Below are 22409 nucleotides of genomic sequence, written 5' to 3'. Positions count from 1 at the left end.
CCTTATTAGTACTTTAAAAAACAAATTCTTTTAACACATTATTCATTGTTTTTAATACTTTTAATGCAAATTTTAATATATATGGCAAAAAGAATGATGCTAACAACACTGAGGCAGCAAAAATCAGTATGTTGTAATTTATAGGTTGTCCTAATTTAACCTGATATAAGTGTATCGCTCCAGCAGATATGGAACCAACAATAAGTAATTTGGTTGCTATCCATGAAATTAAATTAATAATCTGTAATAGCAATATAGCTACTGTTAAGACTGCTATTACCGGTAAAGCCAATATCTTGAATGGAAGCATAAATAAATTTAATATAGATTTAGTGTTACTTTTAGACCTTTTTTCAATCGCTTTTTGCGTCCTCTCCCTTTTTTCTTTATTATCATTCACTTTGTTTCCTTTATCTTTATTTTGTAGAACCACTTTTTTTATTGAATCATTCTTTTTTTCTCTAGTACGTCTTTCCTTGTTTCTGAAATTATCTGAACAAGTGTAATTGCTCCCTTTATTATGTTTCTCTAATTCTTTTTGAACTTCTTGCGGATTCATAATTAATGTTGAATTATCCTCAATCAAGTGCTTTTGCTCTAAACTATTTAATGCTTCATAAGCCTCATTGCATATCTTTAAAAATTGATTTAGTCGTTTTTCGTTAACTACTTCTTTTTTCAATTTTTCTACTTGCTTTTCATAAGCTTCTTTTACTTCTTCTTTTGATGCATTTTTTTCTACACCTAATATTTTATAATAATCTGTCATCTCTTCTCTCCATTTAAAACCTATTAGGTAATTTTTTATTTAAATATTATAATTTTGCTTTATTACATTCTACAATAAAAATTAGTAGATTTCTTATCTAAAGACATGGAAAAATCACCTTAAAGTACTTTTATAGCACTTTAAGGCGATAATACTAACTATTTTCTTATAAAGTTTTGATTATATTATACCATTAAAATCCTACTGTTTACTTAATATCTCCTGAATCATACTTTTTAAATTTTTCCCCTCTTCAAAATCTGGATCTAAAGCTATAGATTTTTCTGTATACTCTAATGCTTTATCAATTTGTTGTAAATTATAATAGCAAAGTGCAATTTCATAGTTAGTTTCCGGGCACTCACCATAGAATTCCAATGAAGATTCGAAAAATTTTAAAGCATCCTCATCGTGACCAAGGTACCCTAATATTGAACCAAAATGATACCCTAAATCTCCTTCTTCACCAATAGGGAAATAATATTCCCAAACTCTATTGATTGCATCGACAAGTTCTTCTTTAGGAAAGTCTTCTTCAGTTGGTATTCTTTCAAGCAGTATATTATAAAATTCAAGTAAGGTTCTTGAATCCCATACTGTAAATCTTAAGAAAGTTAAAAGCTCTTTTGTTGTTAAAGACTTACTTAATGGCATAATTGCTCTTTTCATTATATAAAAGTCATCTGGACCTATACTTTCAATAACTTCGTTATAAGCCATTGAAGTCTCTATTAAATCATTGTCATTCTTGCTCAACATAAACAGTGATACATTTATATTTTCATGTTCATATATGCTATGAATGGCTTTTCCGCCAAGTTCTTTAAAATATAACTCTATGGCATGGAAGTTTACTGTCATAGAAATACATCCATGTTTTGATAGATATGGGTGATAGTTTTTATACATAGCTTCTTCATTTTTATAACCCTTGTCAGCTGATATTAAAATAACATCATCATTAAATAACTTTCTTAGTCTTGAAATACATCTTAAGCCAATTATAGGCATGTAAAATGCTGTATCCTCTAAAGAATTTTTATAATACATAAGCACATTATTAAAATTCTTATCTTCATAATAATTATTGCTGTCAATTTTTTTATCAGTATAATAATAATCCAAACCTGCTAGAATTGATTTATCATTAGGATCACTTTTCTCCTCAGGAGAAGTTATTGTAATTAAACCTTCATGTAACTCTCCCCCATTAACATAAAAAGTATCTTGAGGCAGACTGTCAAAAGTATAATTAGCAAATAAAATTAATGGATTCTTAAGTTTACCACTTGATAATACTTCACCACTATATCTTAGTCTAATTTCTTCATCTTTAGCTATATCAAAAGTTGCACAGTCAAGTACTCCAGATTCAAAATAAGACTTTAAAAAACTATGGCTTTGCCAGTATTCAATATTCCTCTCTGCAAAATCCGTTACAATGTATTTAAACTTTATACCCTTTAGTGAAGAATTTTCAATCATATGTAAAAATCTTTTTAGGAAAGTATAGGTAAATCTGCCTACTCCTGCTGCAAGCTCCATTATGTATATAACTGTATCTTTATCCATATCTTCTCTTGAAACATAATCTCGCAAATACCCAAATACAGTTTTAGCATATTGATTTGCAATATACGGATTTGTAGTTATATATTGGGGTACAATCCCTTTACTCCACGCCTCTGGTCCCTGATTTTCAAAGAACTCCGTTTGTAACTTCCATAACATCGATTGTGATAATGGCTTTTCAGACTCAACTATAGCGCCTTGACTCTCATTGACTTTTGAATTAGCAATCCTAGTAATACTGTATTTTTTATTTTTTCCTGACAAAATAATTCCTCCCTAAATGTAGTACATCAATTTCAATAAAAATATTCTTAACAAAATGATTATACTATTGGTATTAAATAATGTATAGGTAAATGATAGTATAACTCTTTCTAATTCATATGTTTATTGCAGTATAAATTTACATAAATAATTAGATAAAACGACTCACAAAATCCAATCCTTAGATCTTGTGAGTCTTATGACCAATCCTAAATATGATATTAGTAAAATTACTTAATTTGATTTATGGTTCTACTTTAAAGTATCTTCTGCAGCCTTTAAGTCATAAAGTTGTCCAGAGTTATTTCCTCCAAATCCTCCTGCATTTTGTTTTCTTGAATTTGAGCTTTGGTCATTATCCCCGTTACTTGTTGAAGTGTCTTTATATTCACTTTCCGGAACTAATGTGCCATTTTCAGTAACCCAATTCATAATTTCACTGCTTCCGCCTCTTCCCATTCCTCCTGTGAGTACATATCTAACTTCTCCGTTCTTAACCATTTCTTTGAACTGATCTAAAGTTAATATATTATCATTTGTGAAACCGCCAAGAGCCATTACTGGTTCACCCGTTTGAATTATAATGCTGTCTGCATTTTGTGATGAAGGCACTACAAGCAAATATTTCTCTGTTGTTCTATTACTTTTTAAGAAATCAACTAATTTTGAATTTCCACTATTAAGTCCTTCACCTCCGAATCCAAAGCCTCCTCCCTGATTATTTGAAAGGAGTTCCAATCCAGCAGTAGGAATACTACTATTTACACTATGAGTTATTGCTGCACTTGCGCCAATAAACGGTGTTACTAAAATAGATATAGTGGCAGCTATTGTTAATGCTTTCTTTAATTTTATATCACTTGAATCTATTGCATCTTTTCTCTTAATCACCGTTAATATATTTAGAATGCCTAGTACTACTGATACTATAAAACATATTATCAATGAAGCTAAAATTATATTTCTTACAGTAATTGATAAACTACTTGTAAAGTAAGATAACATCATCATGTGAGTTAAGCCTTCTACAGCAAAGACTATTGGTAAAAGCCATGCTTTCCATTTCCCTTCCTTATAGAATTCCCACATTGTAGTAATTCCAATTCCTGATAAAGCTGCTGCTGGAGGCGCCATCATTGTTAAATAATACGGATGGAATAATCCAGTTGTATAACTAAAGTATATGAACTCAGGAACCAGCCATACAATCCATAATACTAGTGAAGCTTTCCTATTATTATCTAATTTAAATCTTAATTTTTCTTTTATTGCACCTGCTATAAAACCTAATAATGCAAGTGGCAGAAACCAAACTATTTGATCTGATAAACTACTTTTAACGAATAATCTTGAAAGACCTGCACTTACTTGGGCCCCAAATGTACCTTGAAGGCCGCCTTGACCTCCTGGTCCTCCGCCATCCCTCATTCCTCCATTAGGTGGCTGCATATTATCGTGATTTTGACTATTTCCATCTCCTTGGCCTGTTCCATCAGATGGTGCACCTAGCCCTCCTCCATTTCCATTTGGACCGCCACCAGACATTCCTCCTTGTTGATTAATATTTGGATCACCGTTTGACCCTCCTTGATCATTTCCATCAGGAGCAGCTTGAGAGAACTGCTTATCAGTGTTACCAGCACTGCTTCTACCACCTGGTCCTCCACCTGAGTTACCACTAAGACCAAGTCTTTCTAAACCATTATGTCCGATTATTAATTCTAATTCACTGTTATTGGTACTGCTTCCTACATAAGGTCTATTTTGAGCTGGTACCAAATCTACAACTACTGCCCATGATAAAGATACTGCTAATAAAATAACTGACCCTATTACAAGATGACCAAGTCTCTTTTTTAATGATATATTAGTAGAAAAGAGATATGTTATATAAATAGCTGGTCCAATCATATATGCTTCTAACATTTTTATATTAAATCCTATGCCTACTAATAGTAAGCTTAAATAAAGATATCTGGCTTTTCCTGCTTCCGCTGCTTTAGTAAGAGCAATGCAAGCAAATAGTAATGTTACAACTAGTAAATTATCTATAGTATTATTCCTGCTTGCGGCTACAAATACAGGAGTTATTGCAAGACACACGGCTGAAATAAGTCCAGCTGCACTTCCAAAAGATTTTCTTACAAGATAATATATAAGGTAAACTGAAACTACCCCTGCTAATGCTTGTGGCAAAAGTATACTCCATCCGCTAAACCCAAATATTTTAGCAAATATAGCTTGTATCCAGAATCCCATTGGAGGCTTATCAATGGTTACAAAACTTCCAGGATCAAAGGATACAAAAAAGAAGTTCTTAAGGCTCAATGTCATACTTTTTACACCAGCTGCATAATAAGAATTTCCATACCCGTCAATTCCTATGTTTGCAAAATTTAATATTGCAGATAATAATAAAATTAATGCTATACATATATTTTCTTTAGTCAACTTTAATTTCTTCACAACTATTCCTCCTCTAATAAGTCTTTAGCTCTAAATTAAAAACTTTATATCTTTTACTAGTCCTAGTGCAATTTCTTATAATGCCAATTATATTAACTGGCTTTTCCTTGCTTTCATTAAAAATCCTTTCAATATATTGTCCCATTACACTAATAAATCCCAAAATTACGCCAAACATCATCATATTAACTCCCATCATCATTGTAAAATCCATTAATTCATTTTTATTAAAAACTAATTTATTATTCATTGTTATCACCCCAACCATTAATCTTAAATCAAATCTTAAACTTTGCACACAAAACTCTGTCTTATGATTACCCAAGGGTATCTTAAATTTGTTTAATCTATTTGATATATATAATTTAATATATTAACCTGTACGTTCCCTTAATAGATTAACATTTTCTTTTTGCAACAAAGAAACCACGTTGAAGATAACTTTAACATGGTTTTTATAAACTATAACTTATATAATTTAATTAAACTGAATATTCTCTACGAAAAGAAAAAAATCCCTCAACAATACTTCTTTATAGGTATTGTTAAGGGTATGCTTATTAAAAACGAAGGATTATCTTTAAAATTCACTATACTTTATAATATATTCTATTGTATTCAAGCACCATCCGCACCTATTTTATATCCATTAATAATAGTATTAAGAAAATACATTTGATGAAGTCTTCTCATAAAATGTATTTCACTTGTTACCTTTTTATTGATTCCTTCCCCTTCCAATTTGAATATTTTTTCGATATTCAGATGGAGAAACACCACAAATCATTTTAAATGTTTTCATAAAATGCTTGTAATTATCATAACCAATCATTTTACTTATATTAACAATTTTTTCATCCGTTTCTTCTAGCATCCGTTTTGCCTTATTAATGCGAATTGTCTTCAAATAATCAACAAAATTCACCCCTGTAAATTGTTTGAAATTAATAGAAAAAAGTGAATAATTCATCGATATATAATTTGATACTACCGCCATATTTAAATTTTTTGTATAATTCTCTTTAATATAGTAAACTGCTGTATTTATCTTTTCTTTATTCTTACTATCCCCAAATTCTAATTGTAATCTTTCCCTTATTTTATAGATAACTACTTCAAAGGCATTATAGTACTCCTTTATATTTTTATATAAGAAAGGTTGTTTTAACGAATAAAAGCTCTGGATATCAAAATCAATTATATTATTAAAATTAATATTAACTTCTTCTAAAATGCTATGAAAAAGCTTTATAATTTTTTCTGGTTCAATTATTCCAATATGTGCTTTAAATAATATCATTTGAAATTTAATAAAAGCATTTTCTAATTTTTCAGTCCCAATTAGTTGAGCAAACTGTTCCGAAAAGTATTCTGGTACTGTTTCATATTTTTTTTGTTCATTTGGTTCACTTTCCTTTACGCAATAATGAAGGCCCTTTACAAATACTTCACATCTTGCCTCCGTAGCTTCTTTATATGCAGTTCTAATATTTATTATTCCTTTATATTCTTTACTAACGCCAACAAAGTACTCTTTCCACTCATTATTCAATAATTCTTTAATATCATCTGCTGCCACAATAAAAGTCATATGGCCCTCAACTTCCTTTAGATTAATAAACTTATATTTCATTTCATCTGGTTCATCAATAAAACTTGAACAACATACTACATAATATCCTGAAAAAACCTTATGCGCATATTTTTCTTCAACAGCTTTAACTTCATCAAGCTTTATATCATTATTCATAATAAAATATTTTAAATAATGATTTCTAATTTTGTATAGCAATTTTTCCTGTCTACGTTCCTCTGTTAATTCAAAATCCAACTTTTGTAAAGTTTTGTTCATTTTTTCTTCCTTTATTGGTTTTAATATATACTCACGAGCTCCATAACTAAAAACTTCTACAGCATAATTAAAATTATCAAAGCTGCTTACTACAATTATCTTAACATTATATCCAATTTCGTTTATCTTTTTTATCAAATTAATCCCATTAACTCTTGGCATACAAATATCTGTAATTAATACATCAATAGTTTTTTCTTTTAATATTTTTAAAGCTTCTTCCCCATTTTCACATTCTAGTATCTCATTTATTTCTATCGAAGAGCTGCCTACCATTGTTTTTATATATTGTCGTGCTAATTTCTCATCATCTACCACTAACAATCTATTCATTTTACCTCCTATTTTCTATGTAATTTATAATTTTTGACTACCAATTATTTCAGTAATTTTATTTTCAACAACGTTTTCATTACACTCGATTTGCTTCGAAATCGGTTTCGAGAATCACCATATAATAATAGTCCTCTAATAAAGTATATGACCTTACATAAAAGCTAATTCCTCTCACATATTATTTTACCATACTTTATTATGCTTGTTTATATATTTTCCTAATTTTATTTCTTAAACCTTTCTACAAAAAAATCATATATTCGTCAAGCATGAAATACCTATAAATTGAACATTATTATCTGATCAATCTATAGGCATTAATTTATACTCTTCTTACCTTATTTTGTTCCCATTACTTTCATATCCCATAAAGAATACCCATATGGTAATGCTCTTTCTATACCTTGGAATTTTACATATCTAGCATTTTTAGCATCAAATGAAATCTTTTCCATTCCACCACTTCCATTTGTTTGCTTATACGCACTAGTATAATTTACTCCATCTTCTGATACTAAAATTTCATATTGTTTACCATATGATGCTTCCCAATTAAAATCAAGTTCATTTATCTTATAAGTATCTCCTAAGTCAACAACAAACCATGCATCATCTGCAAAATTAGATGACCATCTAGTGTCTGTATTTCCATCAGTTAGATTATTAATTGAGAAAACATCATTTTCAGTTCCTGAACAAGTAGGAATCTTTCCTGCAGCTACATCTACATATGTTTCCGGAGTAGTTGGTGCTTGTACATCGCCATCTGCTTTATATACACGAACATAATCTACTTTCATAGTTGCTGGAATTTCTCCTGCATTTGGTGTAAGGCCTCCATCAAACCATCCGCCTACAGCAAGATTCATAATTATATAGAAGTTTTGATCAAATGGTGCCTTATCGTTCCCCTTAGCACCTAGAGAGTACCATTGGTCTTTTGTAGCTTTAAAGAAACATTTTCCATCTACGTACCATTTAATATTATCATCTTCCCATACAGCACTATATACATGATAATCAGTATCTATTCTTTGTCCATCGCTGAAAGAATAATCACTGCCAAGATGCGTATTAGCTGGCCATGCTCCTCCAAAATGAATAGTTCCACTAGTTGCTCCTGGTAAACGTCCTCTTGCTTCCATTACATCAATTTCACCTGATGCTGCCCATGAACCATAAGTATCATCATTTGGTAATAACCAAAGCGCTGGCCACAAACCTGTACCTGCTGGAAGTTTTGCGCGAAAATCTATTCTTCCATACTTAAATGTGAATTTATCTTTTGTCGTAATTTTACCTGATGAATATTCTGCAACTCTATTTGGATCAATTTGAGGAAATGTTGTAGGCTCATCATAAGCAGTCAAATTCAAATTTCCATCTTTTACACTAACATTCTTTTCTTTGTCTGTATAATATTCCTGCTCATTATTTCCCCATCCCCAAGAACTAGGATCACTGTTCATATAATATCCAGTATTATAACCCCATTTGCTTGTATCCAAGCTACTTCCTGAAAATTCATCATCCCAAACAAGATTCCATCCATCAATCTTAGCATTATCAGTTGTACCTAGATTAATATTTCCAAGATCAGAAACATCTGGTCTTGGTGCGTTAGGATTACCAATAAAATTATAATATACATAATTATCTTCTACTGGATCTCCTTTAACTCCATCTTTCGGATAACCTATACGCAATTGCATATCTTTTTGAATAGGTTGGAACCAAAGTCCATATATACTATCTACCCAGTATCCCCATTGATTTTTATCTGATAATTTATTATATCCATTTCCTTGATAACTAAAACCACTTGCACTACTATCTCCAAGTTCTACCCAGTTATCATTTACCTTTATCTCATATACAAATCCATTTAAATCACTTGATCGTGGATAACTTCCATCAATCTTAGGTAATGGGATACCAATTGCTCCTGTATCTCCTGCTGTATAGGTAGTAGTATCTGCCGAAACTTTCCAAGTGCTTCTTACTGGTTCTTCATAATTAATTACGTAATCTAAATAAACATCTGATGAAGATTTAGAAGCTAATCTTACCTTAGTTGTTTTACTAACTGTAAACCAGAAGCCTCCGCCTCCATCTGTAAATTGTCCAAAGTTTTTATCATAAATCCAACCACTTGCGGCATTATTATCAACATCTACCCATTGTGATTTTTCATCCGACCATATATATAGCTTAAGGTCCTTTGCAACTTGCTCATATTTTATAGATGAATCATTATTAAAAGTAGGATAAGTAAAGCCAGCCCCACCTGTAACACCTGCAGTTATATTAGGCCCTTGTGTTGCTTTCATAGATGTGATAACACTCTCTGAAAGCTTAGTAAATTCTAATGTATAATCAAGAAATACATTACTATTAGATTTCGATGATAGTCTAATTTCTGTAGTCTGTGAAACTTTGAACCAGTAGCCATTAAAACCACCATCACTCCAATTACCCCAGTTAGAATTGTAAACAAAACTACTAACATTATCGATATTAATCCAATTACCATTTACCTTTACGCTAACTTGTAAATCGCTGCTTACATCTGCCCAAGTTGAAGCACCATTATTAAATACAGGCATTACAAAGCCGTAAGATGCATCATTAACTCCACTTTTTGATATAATCGGTCCATCATTTGCTGAGAAATAATTCATAGAGGAAATGGTATTAGCTTGAGCTTCAAGAGTTACTTGCGCTCCAGTAGTTTGAGTTACTTGTGCCTCAGCGCCTTTAGTTACTAGTGCTTCAGACGTTTGAGCTTCCTCTGCATTAGCCACTTGAATTCCCCATATTGGAGATAAAATAACACTTCCCGTTACCATAGAAAAGGTCAGCAAAATACTCATCCCTTTATACAGTATCCTTTTACTCTTTTGTCCAAATTTCTTTTCCATAGAGCTCCCCCTAATCTTTATTAATGAAATAGTTATAGACGTCTATCTTACATATTAATAGTATACTTTTACGAAGGTTGGTGAAAAGTATATAAATTTTATTTATAGTATCTTTTTTTTACTTTTATGGATTAAAAGAATTTCTATAGATTTTACGAACATTCATAAATACTAGCACCATAAATACAAATAAATACCTAGTCACTTAAATTTGTAACTAGGTATGCTTTACTTAAATATTTAATTTCAATTTATGATCTCAAGTCCATTCCAATTCCACTTTCTGATTGAAATTTTAAAAAGAGAGTTCCTATATCTATTCCTATTAAATTTTTGATTATTTTATTTATAGTAACATTAGTGTTCAACATATTTTAACACTTACCAATATTAGAGAATAACTAGGGGTTTTATTGACATCTAAGTTATATAAGCATATAATAAGCCTATATAGTGCAAAGAGGTACATAATGAAAATTTTTCATTGTGTACCTTTTTTTATTTCTATTTTTATAAAAATAGGATCTTATTACGTTTTTACAATCTTCTTTGTAGATTATGACTTACATCTAATATATAACTAAAACCCGTATATATTATGAATTTGTCATTTCTAAATATTATGATAATTTAATTGTGAGAAATATTCATTAAGGAGGTGTTCATATGGCATATGTAATTAATTCTGACGAATGTCAAGCATGTGGTGCTTGTAAAAGTGATTGTCCTACATCTTGCATAAGCATGCAGGATGGAAGCTACGCAATTGATGCTAGTGTTTGTGTTGATTGTGGGACTTGCCTAAGCTCTTGTGGCTTTGGTGCAATTTCAGCTGAATAATTTCCCATAAGTAAAAAGGAACTGCTAATTAAGCAGCTCCTTTTTTGCAATTAATTATTTACTTTCTGTTTTTTGTGTTTCTTTTGATAAATCAGTTGCTAATTCCATGTTTACAAATGTACTTGATGATGGCAATACTAAATTATAGTTATCCATCTTATCCATAATTCCTTTTGCTGATTTAATATCTATTCCTAATAAATGGCCACCTTTATCTCTTTGATCAGTTATGAAATGAAAATGCCATGTTGGAAGATTAATTCCTGCCATGTAATCTGGACAGTAAAGTGCAACTATTGTACCCTTTACGTTATTATATTCATATTCTTTTTGTTCAGCTGCAACTTGACTTAATGGTCTATAAGGTTTTACCTGCTCTGGAACACTACGTACATGTGCCATGTTAAATTCACCATCTATTCTTACCATGTAAAATGCATTTTTATCGCCAGCTTGTTCTTTTACTGCTTTATCAAGTGCTGCTTTAAGGTCGTCCAAACTTTTAATTCCATCTAAGCCATTCAAAGTATAATCATTATTCATAAATGTTACTGCTGCAAATGGTGTAAGCTCAGTATTTGGCTGTTTTTGTACAGTTCCATCTGACTTTGCTTTATATACTTCACCATTAATTACAATCATTTCTCCATCAAGCTTATCAAATGTTCCGAGTCCAATATCTCCATGTTTAAGAAGCTCTCCAACAGATACTGAACCATCATAATCCCCCTGCATCAAAGCATTTAATAAAGAAACCTGATATAAGTTATCTTTTTTTTCATCCTGAGTCCCTATATTTTTATTTGACTCAGACTGCACTGCATTTGCTAAGGTTTCTGCTTTTGCAGGAATACTGCTACTAAATCCTGCTACAAAAGAACATAATAATGCTCCTGTTACTATTGCCGCTAATTTTTTACTCATTATTTTACATCCCCTTAAAAATATATTTTATTTTGGTAATTATTTTATTCTTAACAATATTATAACATATTTGTTTATTAATTCACATTAATTATAATTAATAAGATGATATAATTATCTTATACAATAAATTTTTCAACGGTTTCATAAAGAAGTTTAGTATTTTCCCTATTATTTGCCGATAGGGTTGTAATTTCTTGACTTCGTTCTCCTATGCTCACAACAGAATCTGCTATAATATGAGAAGTTTTAGCAACATCATCAGAAGTGCTTGAAATAGTATTAATTTCTTCAGAAATAGAGTTAATGGATGTCTTAATGTTATTTAATGAAGAAACAAATTCATTAAATAATGTTTCATAACTTACTTGAGTGCTAGTGTATTCATCAGTAATATTTACAACAGAAGCTAATAAATAATCAATTTCTTTACCCATGTTTTCAAGAGCCTCATCTGCCGAAGTGGATAATGTATCAACTGACCTTAATACTTGTTTTACAATATTTTGAATCATAGTTACTGTACTTGAAGATTGCTCAGCTAATGTTCTTATTTCATCTGCTACAACCGCAAAACCTTTACCAGATTCACCTGCTCTTGCAGCTTCAATAGCAGCATTTAATGCTAGGAGATTCGTCTGTTCGGCAATATCTAAAATTGTATTGGTCATGTCTGAAATTTGGTTAACAGTTTTCGCTTGGTCAATTGCACTCTTTAATCTTTCTTTTGAAGTTGTATATACTTGTTTAGAATTTTCTTTTTGTTCAATACTATTATTCTTTATTATTTCAGATTTTTTCTTTGTTTCTATTATGCTTTCCAATGTGTTTTTAGATGAATTAACTAAATCCTCTGCCTCACCCTTAGCAACATTTGCTTTTTCCATAACATTTTTAATGTAACTACTACTTTCCTGCATACTTGCGGAAATTTCTTCGCAGGAAGCGGAAACATCTCTTATATTATCATTAACATTTTCTATCATTTCTTCAGTATTCTTAGAAGAATCCTCTAAAACCTTTGAGCTATTTTTAATCCTTTCTACCATTGTTTTCAAGTCTCTTGAAGCGCTGTTTATAGAATCAATTACTTCTCCAAATTCATCCTTACGTTTACCTTCAATAGATGTAGTTAAATCTAACTTTTCTAAAGATTTCGAGTAATTTTTTATTTGTTTTAATGGTTTCATAATAGTTTGACTCATTATTTTTGCTACAGCTACACCAATTACTACGAATAATAGAGAAAGAATAACAATTTTATTTCTTAGTTCATTTATTTTGGCAAATGCTTGTCCACTATCTTGTACAATTGCCAGGCTCCATTTTTCATTTAAAATAGGAGTATATGTAATTAGTTTCTCTTTACCATCTTCTTTATATGTGCTAGAACCATTTTCACCATTAATCATTTTTTGCTCAATACTTGCTAGTTCATTAAGCTCTGGTTTATCTTTAACATTAGTTAAGTCATTATCTGCATTTTGAACTAAGCTGTAATCTTTATGGGACATTTTAACACCAGCTTTATTTATGATGAAACCGTAACCGTCATAATCTAAATCTAAGCCTGCGATTATCTCATTTAATTTAGATGCATCATTTATAGCAGATAGAACTCCAACGATCTTTCCTTCCTTATCTTTAATTGGTGCACTAACAATTAGAACCATTTTTTTATCAATACGTGCGAAGAGAACATCAGAAACATTTGCTGTACCAGCTAAAGCCTCTTTATAAAAATCTCTATCAGCAGCATTTGCCTTATCACCTGTTGTGCTTATTACATCTCCATTTAAATCTCCTACTTGGAATCTTTCAAAACCGATTCTTTTTGCTTCACTTGTTAATATTTCCTTTTGAGTAGACCAGTCCATAGATGAAATATCTGGGCGCCCTGCTATGTCCTCTACTTGCGCTATATACTTATTAATTTCACTAGTAACTAATTTAGCGCTATCAATTGTTTTAATTTTAAGCTGTGAGTTAACTGCCTCTTTTATCGACTCACTCGCAAAGATATTAGAAATAATTCCAAGAGTAATACAAATTAAAAATACCAGAGCTGTAATTTGTAAAATAAATTTGAATCCAACGCTTTTTATCATTTTTTATCCCCCCATGTAAAAATAATTTTTGACAATATTTTAGTTACAACAGTATACTTCTCCCTCCATCTTTACTAATTGTATCTTATGCCCACAAATTGTAGTCAATATCTATTTTACCAAGTTTTATATAATATGGCAAACTGTTGGGACGTTTTTTGATCAGAATTATCCTTTAAATGGTGGTATTTTAAATATATGAAAATACCTAGTTACTTAAATTTGTAACTAGGTATCCTTTGTTTAATTATTTACTTTCAAATTACAATATTTCCAATCTTCACAATTCCATACATCTGTTGCAATACCTTTATAAAACTCAGGTTCATGGCTTACTATAATCATGCTGCCGTCATATTCTTTTAAAGCGCGCTTAAGTTCATTTTTAGCATAAATATCTAAATGATTTGTCGGTTCATCTAAAACTAATACATTACTAGGATAATTAATCAACTTGCATAGTCTAACTTTAGCCTGCTCTCCTCCACTTAATAGGTTTATAGGACTATCTATATGCTGCCTTGTTAGTCCACACTTAGCTAGTTCCCTTCTCACTTCTGTTTGCGTTAAATTGGAAAAGGTGTTCCAAACATCATATAAAACTGAATTAGTGTTATCTTCAACAATTTCCTGTTCAAAATACCCTATCTTTTTATAATTGCTTACTTTTATATCACCCTTTATAGGCCTTAATTGTCCAAGTAAGGTTTTTAACAAGGTTGTTTTTCCTAATCCATTAGCTCCTGTTATTGCTATTTTTTGTCCTCTCTTCATTATTAAATTTAGAGGTTTGCTTAATGGTTTGTCGTATCCAATAATTAAGTTACTAGCTTTAAAAATTATGCTTTCTGGCATATTTACACTTTTGAAATTGAAATGAGGCTTTATAATTTCTTTTTTGATTTCTATTCTTTCAATTTTATCAAGTTTCTTTTCTCTTGATTTTGCTTGTTTTGAAGTTGAGGCTCTGGCTTTATTTTTTATTATATAATCTTCAAGCTTTGCAATTTCATTTTGCTGCTCCTTGTATTCAATTAACATCTGTTCCTTTCGTATTTCATAGAGTTTAACAAAATACTCATAATTTCCTTCATATCTTGTCAATACTTTGTGCTCTAGATGGTATATTACATTTGCTACACTATTTAAAAAACTATTATCATGGGATATTAATATAAATGCATTTTTATAGTTTATTAAATAATCTTTAAGCCATTCTACATGTTCTTCATCTAAATGGTTAGTTGGCTCATCTAATAATAAAATATCCGGTTTCTCTAAAAGCAGTTTTGCAAGTAAAACTTTAGTTCTCTGTCCTCCACTTAGTGCTGAAACCTCTCTATCTAAAAGCTCCTTAATTCCAAGGCCGGCTGCAGCTGCCTGTATTATTGAATTAATACTATAAAAATCACTCTTTTCTAAAATTTCCTGCATGTTAGCAATTTTATTTAAGGCTTTATTCATTTCTTCATCATTCATATTAGCAAGTTTACTATATAACTCATTAATTTTATTCTCTATATGAAATAAATTTATGAATGCTTCTTTTAAAAAATCAAATGCAGTAATTCCTTCTTTTAAGTCAACCAGTTGGTCCATATATCCAATGCTAAATTTACTATTCCACTCAATGGTGCCTTCATCTGGTAAAATCTGATTTGTGATAATTTTCATAAAGGTGGATTTACCCTCACCATTGGCACTAACAAGGCCAATATGCTCTCCTTTTAATAATCTAAAAGAGGTATTTCTAAATACTATTCTATCCCCAAACGAGTGACTCATGTTTTCAATTGTTAAAATACTCATATTATTCATCTCCTTGCGTCCTCATAATGAATAATATCATCCTGTAATATGAAGGCCAAGTTCATAAATAAGTCTGTAATGTTTATAACCATATAATAAAAATTCAAGACTACTTTTTATAGTTCATTATATTTAAGTAATTGCAGTCAATTTTGACTACGTTATTCACCATATCTTTTACAATATTTCACCTGTACTTTTATATTAGGATGCTTTTCACAAAACTGACTGATTACAAAATAACAACTTGGGCATGGTTCCCATTTACTGTATAAAATAAGGTTTCCTTCATTCTTCAATACCTTTGCTTTTATTTGTTTATGTATCTCTTCAAATATTTTTTTTTCACTATCGTTAACTCTGTCATATCCTATTCCTAATTTCCCCAATTTGTTAACTTTACTACTTTTAAAAATCGCCTCATCTTTTGGTGGTGAAGTGCAATAATTTTTTATGTTATTGCTGCCACTTATTGCTTTAAACTCCTTATTATCATATACTGCTACTGCTATGTTTATAGAATCCTGTAATGCGTTGCTTTGATTTATTTTAAATATTGATTTTTCTTTTTCATGAACTTTCATATATTTATTCATATTCTTTATTAAGCGTTGCATTCTTGGTATATTACTGTTTAAATGCTCATGATATTCTACAGAACCCTTTTTAGATGTAAGATATTGATGATTAATCTGTTTAGGTATTTCTATAGATATTGTTTTAATCTTAGTCTCATTATTGTATTTTTCTTTTACCATTTCTTTTCTAGTAAGTATTATTTTTTTTAATAATTCAATATCTTTTGCGTAAAGATAATCCTCATCTAATTCTTTTTCTAACTTTTCTAGATTTATTTTTTCTTTTTCGCTTATTGTTCTGCATACATTGATTTTTATTTTCTCTATAGCAATTAGGATATCTTCAACATTCTCTTGAAACCTTGGTTCTCGCTCATATTCAACTCTATCTATATGTAGTGTTTTTACTTCATTTATTTTCTTACATAATTCAATATGTTTATCTTCCAACAATACCATCTTTTCAATATAATCTACAAAATCCCGAGTATCATTCGCTCTATAAGTAACCTCACTATCTTTAATGCATGTAAGTAATTTCTCTGTTACACTTTTATCTAAGTCAAAAATTTTTGTAATTTCTTCTTTAAAGTTCTCTCCATCAAGTTTGTTTATATTACAGCCTTCTCTTTTTAATGCATTCTTAAAATCATTTATATTATTAATTTTAATTCGTTCTTTTTTTGTATTCTTTGATGTGATATTTTTTTGTCTCATATTTACCTCTTACCTTTGGAATTCATCAGTATAAAACAATACTTTATTTATAATTAGCATCATCGTTTTCTCCTGCTATCTATTTATACTCCTATTATATCCACGACGTCAAATATACCTTCTACATCTAAGCTTCTATAAAATGATCTAAAAGCATAGTTAATACATAATCCACGAAAAAATTATCTTTTCGTGGATTTCTACGTTGTAGGCAATATACGTCCTTTGACTCTATTAGCCTTAAAAATACTTATTATTAAATCAATTTATTTTAAAAGAATGTTTTTTAATCTAGTTTTTCGAATCAAAGTAATTATTAAAGCAGATATACATAAGGTACATATAAATTTAATCATTGAATTTGCAGCAAGTGCTGGTAAAAGTATAATAATCCAAATCATTATTATTTGATGTGAACAATATAGTCCTATACTATATTCCTTACAGGCTTTAGAGATTTTAGGTGAGATACTTTTACTATAATTAATTGCCCAGATAAATATAAGCGGAACAGCAATTATAGCAGATAAATACATATTGGCATCTTTAGCAATACCAGTTTTATTTAATAAAAATGCTTCAACTAATAATACTACTATTGATATTATACTTAATAAACCTGAATTTTTTATCTTCTCATTTAATTTATACTTGCTTATAGCTGCACCTATTGTTAAAAAAAGAACTGATTCAGTAATACCTATTTGGGGCAAAAAGAATATTCCAGTGTATCCTTTTATTAAAGGATTTAGCATTGTATTTTCGTAAAACCCATTATAAGTATCTCCGCTTGTCCCAAATAAATATAATATAAATCCAACTATAAGTAGAAAAACTATTTTATCTCTTTTTAGCAATGGCGCTATTATAAAAATAGTAATAATTAAAGATGATATATACCACAGACTTCCTGTAATACCTATAAATAAAAATCTTTGAAGAATAATTCTTATAGGCATATTTAAGCTGGTTAAAACAACTGGAAACAAAGCTACAGTTTCTATAAGAACCCATGAAGCATAAAGCATTAATAATCTTTTTAATGTAGCTTTAGGCTCCTTTGGTGACTGGATTCGACTATATAAAAAGTAACCTGATACTATAAAGAAAAACGGTACTGCAAGTCTGCAAATTCCCATACTGGTGGCTATCCGTAAATTTTCATTTACAGACTGAAAGGCCATTGTATGAATCATCATGACTAAAATAGCAAACACTAAACGTAATACATCCACCATACCATAATAAACACTATTTTTTGTTTCCATATAAATAATCACACTCTTTTACTTATATTCTAGTAGGTATTTAAATTTCATATACCTACCGCTATACCTTATTTAAAATAATTGATTATATGCATCTATTGTGAGACTTTTTTAAAATCCCCAACCTACCTGTTCATTAATTCCGGATTCAAATACATTTCTATTATTTCTCTTATGTTGGACATATTTAATTAGTTTTAAAATCTTAAGAAACTATTATTAATATTATATTGAGTTAAAATGTGCGCATGTTTTTTCTCTCTTCCTTACCTATATTATAATAGTACAAGTAATAAACCTTAGTAACATGAACCTTCCAAATTATACACTTTTAAGGTCCAAATGTCACTTAAGGCATATTTTTCATAGTATCAACCATGAAAAATATGCCTTCCAATTCCTTATATTATTCAGAATTTTTTAGTTTCCTGATTATTCTTCTAATACTGCCTTCTGTTAGAAAATACTGCTGCGATAAAATTTTAACAGGTACTCCTGAGGAATACTTATCAAAAATTTCTTTATCTCGTGCTTTGAGATACCTTTTAGTTTCAGTATTTTCTCCCCAAGACTTTTTGTTTTCATTTTTTCTAGGTATATAGATATATCCACCATCAATATAATTTTGAATCATCTCAATTATTCCACATGGTAGTATATTTTGTGCTTTTTCATATTTCATAAATTCTTCGCTCCAATCGACATTTAAGATATTTAAATGAAGATGCAAAGCTTGCCTAAAATATGAAAAACTTAATATTTGTATATTGGCTCCAAGCAAAAGTTTTTCATATCTTACAATCTTTGCATGGAGCTAACTACTATTGCTAAAAACATAATAAACTCACTTCCTTTTAATTCTATATTATGCTATCTCAATAGTTATTGTCAATTTAATCCCATCTTCCTTTTAGGAAATATTACCTTATTCCTTTCTCAAAATATCTAATGTATGTCCACTTGCTCCCAATAAATCTGGTCTTTCACAGGTAGAAAAATGATAATTGAGAAAGATTTGAAATGTTTCTTCATCCATAGCATTTAAAACAGGTCTCATATAATTAGCTGGTCCATCTGCAGCAATTATTTTCACCCTTTGAAGTTCAGCTTCCTCATTTAACTTATTAATATCTTCAATTCTTACGTAATCATATAGATCTTCTGGTTCCGATATAACATGAAAATCATCAGTAAGCTTCCCATTATCAATGCTTGCACGAATATTATTTTCCTTAAAACCGTATGTTAATACGCTATATTCATTCATACAATATGCTACTAAGATAACACCACCAGGCTTGGTTACTCTTTTGGCCTCTTGAAGGGCTTTTACTTTATCCTCAAATTTATATAGATGATACATTGGACCAAATACCAATGTCATATCAAAAGTATTTTCCGAAAATCTTGATAAATCTAGCGCTGTTCCCTGATATGCTTTTACAGTGCTTCCTTTTGACTTCAAAACGCCTAAATTGTGCTTCACAAGTTCAACTGCAGTAACATCATATCCTTCATTTGCTAATTGTACAGAGTATCTCCCTGTTCCTGCACCAACATCTAATATTTTTGCATTCGTATTATTTCCTAAATACTCATGTATATACTTCATGGAAGTTAAAAATTCAACCTGTGCATACTTTCTTGTTAATCTTTTATCCTCACAAAATTTATTATAGTATTTTTCTAATTCCATTGTCATCTCTTTTGTACCCCATCTATTATTATATTTGCAGCTTTATATTCTCCCAAGCTACGCTATATTTATATTCCAACAAATATTATACTATAAAGTTCAATTAAAGAGAAATCAATTTGAGCCCATTAAGCAGGATGCTGTCACATTTATATTATGTACAGCAAATCCCGCCCAATAAGAAAACATTGTGATATTATAATACTGTTCCAGCCAACAACTTAAAAGTAAATTCTAAGGGCCCTTGAACTATAGATCTAAAATTACCTGCAAAAATACCAGTAACAACATTTACTAATTAGAAGCTGCATACATATCTGTTGCTACACAAAGGTAGTATGAAAGTCCAATCAACTGATTTTCAAGCATACTTCTATGAAAATCATCATCCAATAAAAACCTTGTTTGAGCTGCAAATGCTTTTGCATCAATATTATGACCATGGTTATTCAAAAATTCTATATGATTTTTTAATGTCTCTTGTACATTTCTATCGTTGGCCTTTAAACCATTTTTAAGAGCATCTCTTATATAACCCATAAACTTCTGTGCTTCTATAGCTTTTTCATTCATACTACTTACTTGAGAATCGTGTACCTCCGGCATATTATACCCGTATTTATCTTTAATATATTTCTTCTGCTCAGAAAGTGCATCGTTCCACTCCTCTTTACTGAATCCTTGAAACATTGCTGATTTATCCATAATTTTTCCTCTCTTACCAAGGATGATCGATTCATTTATAGTCTTTAGCAAGCAATCAAATCTCTGCCTGCGCGCAAGAAGCAATTCCTGTTGCTCAACTAAGCACTCTAATCTATTCGGTTCATCCTCCAATGCTTTTTTGATATCCTTAAGAGAAAAATCAAGCTCACGATAGAATAATATTTGCTGGAGTTGTTCAAGTTCCTTTTCACCATAGAGACGATAGCCGGCATCATTTATCTCACATGGGATTAGCAAACCTATTTTATGATAATGATGGAGTGTTTTTATAGTAACTCCTGTAAATTTAGCAACTTCTTTAACCGTGTATAGCATAATTTTTCACCTCGTGTATAATAATAAGACCTCCTCTTAGGTGAGAGTCAAGGTTATTATTAATATATCTTAAAATTCTCAGTATTTTATTTAGGAACAGCTTTTAAATCATCTAGCAGCCTATCAATCCATTCTGGAGATAAATTTCGTCTACTACGAAATGCTTCAATATGCAAGAAGTATTCATCTTCAGTACATATTACCTGTTTTATTTGGTTATTTATACTTTTCTTAATAATCACCTTTTGATTGTTTCTTATTGCATTTAGCCCTTTAATAAATATATCTTTAATATATTGATACTTAATTTCAAGGTCTTTAGCCTTCATATCAATGTTTGGTCCTTTAAGAAAAGCTAACTGAGCATATTCATAATACACTTTAGTTAAATAAACAGATTCAAAATCATCATATATTACAAAGGCCTCTTCTTCGTTTTTTATTGGACCAAATACCCTTTCCATTGCAGAATAGGTAGTTATCCATACATCACCAGCCTGCTTTACTTCATCTTGTTCAAATTTTCCTCTTTCAATGGCTTTTCTAACAGTAGATCCACCAGCTAGCCCCCACTTTTTTGCTGCTTCTGATAAAGTCATAACTGAATTTAAATTGGTACTATTTTTTTCACTTTTTACAGTAAACAAAGCTTTTATATCTAATTTTCCTAATTGACCATTGAAAATTTTAAGCTCCTTGCCATATTGATCAAATTGATCTGATATTACTAAAATATTTTGATTTTTGTATAGTAAATCATATACATCATCGATGTCCGACATTGGGTGCTTATGCTCATTATCCTCAATACTAAATACTGCTGCTGGATAAAGTCTTCTATTTTCCGAAGTAATAATACAAATATTCATAGACTAATCACTCCTCTCTTTTTGTCCTCATCTAGGGACAACTTCATTATATTACTTTTCTCTAATATTTTCTATCTCCATTTTAACTCAATAAAACTCTCAATTTGTTAATTAGATTGATTAATATAACTTTTTCCTTTCTTTTCTAATACTTACTTCTATTTTGTCTTCATATAGTGACACAATATATTAAATTAAAGATATTATTACAAAAGAACAAAGTGGCTGTGCCACGTTTTATTAGTAATGAATGATGAATAATTAATGATTAAGATTGAAGCTCAAAGAGAAAGTTCGAAGAACGAAATGTAAAATTTCGATTCTCACTTTTTACTTCGTAATTTCTTAAACATTTTATTTTTGAAAAGCCAAAGGCTTT

The 22409-nt window shown here is 30.1% G+C and carries 16 protein-coding genes; 1 reads left to right on the top strand and 15 read right to left on the bottom strand.

The genetic code is table 11. The features are described from left to right. Nucleotides 1–13: 13 nt before the first annotated feature. The 6 genes from COL3_RS11220 to COL3_RS11195 all read right to left on the bottom strand — a co-directional run bounded on the left by COL3_RS11220 (nt 14) and on the right by COL3_RS11195 (nt 10180). Complete coding sequence (locus COL3_RS11220) at nt 14–769, bottom strand: DnaJ domain-containing protein (protein ID WP_008429839.1); 756 nt, start codon at nt 767–769, stop codon at nt 14–16. Between the two features lie 201 nt (nt 770–970). Further along, nucleotides 971–2605, bottom strand: a complete 1635-nt coding sequence (locus COL3_RS11215; protein ID WP_008429842.1) for a tetratricopeptide repeat protein — start codon at nt 2603–2605, stop codon at nt 971–973. A gap of 252 nt (nt 2606–2857) precedes the next feature. Beyond that, a complete protein-coding gene (locus COL3_RS11210) occupies nt 2858–5071 on the bottom strand; it encodes a glycosyltransferase family 39 protein (RefSeq protein ID WP_008429843.1) in 2214 nt (737 codons plus the stop codon). Between the two features lie 13 nt (nt 5072–5084). Continuing rightward, nucleotides 5085–5321 (bottom strand): hypothetical protein, encoded by a 237-nt coding sequence (locus tag COL3_RS11205; RefSeq protein WP_035284614.1) that lies wholly within the window; start codon nt 5319–5321, stop codon nt 5085–5087. 468 nt (nt 5322–5789) lie between these two features. Then, nucleotides 5790–7256, bottom strand: a complete 1467-nt coding sequence (locus tag COL3_RS11200; RefSeq protein ID WP_008429847.1) for a response regulator — start codon at nt 7254–7256, stop codon at nt 5790–5792. A 341-nt stretch (nt 7257–7597) separates the two neighbouring features. Beyond that, nucleotides 7598–10180: a family 16 glycosylhydrolase gene (locus COL3_RS11195; protein ID WP_008429849.1), complete on the bottom strand. Its 2583-nt coding sequence runs from the start codon at nt 10178–10180 to the stop codon at nt 7598–7600. Nucleotides 10181–10846: 666 nt separating this feature from the next. On the opposite strand from COL3_RS11195, the gene COL3_RS11190 reads away from it, so the two are divergent. Further along, nucleotides 10847–11020, top strand: coding sequence for a 4Fe-4S binding protein (locus tag COL3_RS11190; RefSeq protein ID WP_008429851.1), 174 nt, complete (start codon nt 10847–10849; stop codon nt 11018–11020). Nucleotides 11021–11074: 54 nt separating this feature from the next. On the opposite strand, the gene budA is transcribed toward COL3_RS11190, so the two are convergent. The 9 genes from budA to COL3_RS11145 form a co-directional block, all read right to left on the bottom strand. Next, nucleotides 11075–11944 (bottom strand): acetolactate decarboxylase, encoded by an 870-nt coding sequence (gene budA, locus COL3_RS11185; RefSeq protein ID WP_008429853.1) that lies wholly within the window; start codon nt 11942–11944, stop codon nt 11075–11077. A 119-nt stretch (nt 11945–12063) separates the two neighbouring features. Then, nucleotides 12064–14052, bottom strand: coding sequence for a methyl-accepting chemotaxis protein (locus COL3_RS11180; RefSeq protein WP_008429855.1), 1989 nt, complete (start codon nt 14050–14052; stop codon nt 12064–12066). 243 nt (nt 14053–14295) lie between these two features. Further along, a complete protein-coding gene (locus COL3_RS11175; protein WP_008429858.1) occupies nt 14296–15861 on the bottom strand; it encodes an ABC-F family ATP-binding cassette domain-containing protein in 1566 nt (521 codons plus the stop codon). A 161-nt stretch (nt 15862–16022) separates the two neighbouring features. Then, entirely contained in the window at nt 16023–17156 is a 1134-nt protein-coding gene (locus COL3_RS11170) for a deaminase domain-containing protein (RefSeq protein ID WP_008429859.1), read from the bottom strand. Nucleotides 17157–17422: 266 nt separating this feature from the next. Then, nucleotides 17423–18424 (bottom strand): acyltransferase, encoded by a 1002-nt coding sequence (locus tag COL3_RS11165; protein WP_008429862.1) that lies wholly within the window; start codon nt 18422–18424, stop codon nt 17423–17425. A 406-nt stretch (nt 18425–18830) separates the two neighbouring features. Beyond that, nucleotides 18831–19106, bottom strand: coding sequence for a CD3324 family protein (locus COL3_RS11160; protein WP_008429864.1), 276 nt, complete (start codon nt 19104–19106; stop codon nt 18831–18833). Nucleotides 19107–19349: 243 nt separating this feature from the next. Continuing rightward, nucleotides 19350–20126 carry a class I SAM-dependent methyltransferase gene (locus COL3_RS11155; protein ID WP_035284617.1) on the bottom strand — a complete coding sequence of 259 codons (777 nt, stop codon included), beginning with the start codon at nt 20124–20126 and terminating at the stop codon, nt 19350–19352. A gap of 288 nt (nt 20127–20414) precedes the next feature. Continuing rightward, complete coding sequence (locus COL3_RS11150) at nt 20415–21161, bottom strand: MerR family transcriptional regulator (RefSeq protein WP_008429869.1); 747 nt, start codon at nt 21159–21161, stop codon at nt 20415–20417. A gap of 86 nt (nt 21162–21247) precedes the next feature. After that, complete coding sequence (locus COL3_RS11145; protein ID WP_008429871.1) at nt 21248–22030, bottom strand: helix-turn-helix domain-containing protein; 783 nt, start codon at nt 22028–22030, stop codon at nt 21248–21250. Between the last annotated feature and the right edge of the window lie 379 nt (nt 22031–22409).

The sequence above is a fragment of the Clostridium sp. LS genome, from assembly GCF_002760435.1.
GTDB lineage: Bacteria > Bacillota > Clostridia > Clostridiales > Clostridiaceae > Clostridium.
This window is presented reverse-complemented; position numbering and strand designations above follow the sequence as displayed.

What these genes read in the sequence shown, in the direction of transcription:
- COL3_RS11220 (WP_008429839.1), bottom strand. Translation starts at nt 769, where the DNA reads ATGACAGATTATTATAAAATATTAGGTGTAGAAAAAAATGCATCAAAA.
- COL3_RS11205 (WP_035284614.1), bottom strand. Translation starts at nt 5,321, where the DNA reads ATGAATAATAAATTAGTTTTTAATAAAAATGAATTAATGGATTTTACA.
- COL3_RS11200 (WP_008429847.1), bottom strand. Translation starts at nt 7,256, where the DNA reads ATGAATAGATTGTTAGTGGTAGATGATGAGAAATTAGCACGACAATAT.
- COL3_RS11195 (WP_008429849.1), bottom strand. Translation starts at nt 10,180, where the DNA reads ATGGAAAAGAAATTTGGACAAAAGAGTAAAAGGATACTGTATAAAGGG.
- COL3_RS11190 (WP_008429851.1), top strand. Translation starts at nt 10,847, where the DNA reads ATGGCATATGTAATTAATTCTGACGAATGTCAAGCATGTGGTGCTTGT.
- budA (WP_008429853.1), bottom strand. Translation starts at nt 11,944, where the DNA reads ATGAGTAAAAAATTAGCGGCAATAGTAACAGGAGCATTATTATGTTCT.
- COL3_RS11180 (WP_008429855.1), bottom strand. Translation starts at nt 14,052, where the DNA reads ATGATAAAAAGCGTTGGATTCAAATTTATTTTACAAATTACAGCTCTG.
- COL3_RS11175 (WP_008429858.1), bottom strand. Translation starts at nt 15,861, where the DNA reads ATGAGTATTTTAACAATTGAAAACATGAGTCACTCGTTTGGGGATAGA.
- COL3_RS11170 (WP_008429859.1), bottom strand. Translation starts at nt 17,156, where the DNA reads ATGAGACAAAAAAATATCACATCAAAGAATACAAAAAAAGAACGAATT.
- COL3_RS11165 (WP_008429862.1), bottom strand. Translation starts at nt 18,424, where the DNA reads ATGGAAACAAAAAATAGTGTTTATTATGGTATGGTGGATGTATTACGT.
- COL3_RS11160 (WP_008429864.1), bottom strand. Translation starts at nt 19,106, where the DNA reads ATGAAATATGAAAAAGCACAAAATATACTACCATGTGGAATAATTGAG.
- COL3_RS11155 (WP_035284617.1), bottom strand. Translation starts at nt 20,126, where the DNA reads ATGACAATGGAATTAGAAAAATACTATAATAAATTTTGTGAGGATAAA.
- COL3_RS11150 (WP_008429869.1), bottom strand. Translation starts at nt 21,161, where the DNA reads ATGCTATACACGGTTAAAGAAGTTGCTAAATTTACAGGAGTTACTATA.
- COL3_RS11145 (WP_008429871.1), bottom strand. Translation starts at nt 22,030, where the DNA reads ATGAATATTTGTATTATTACTTCGGAAAATAGAAGACTTTATCCAGCA.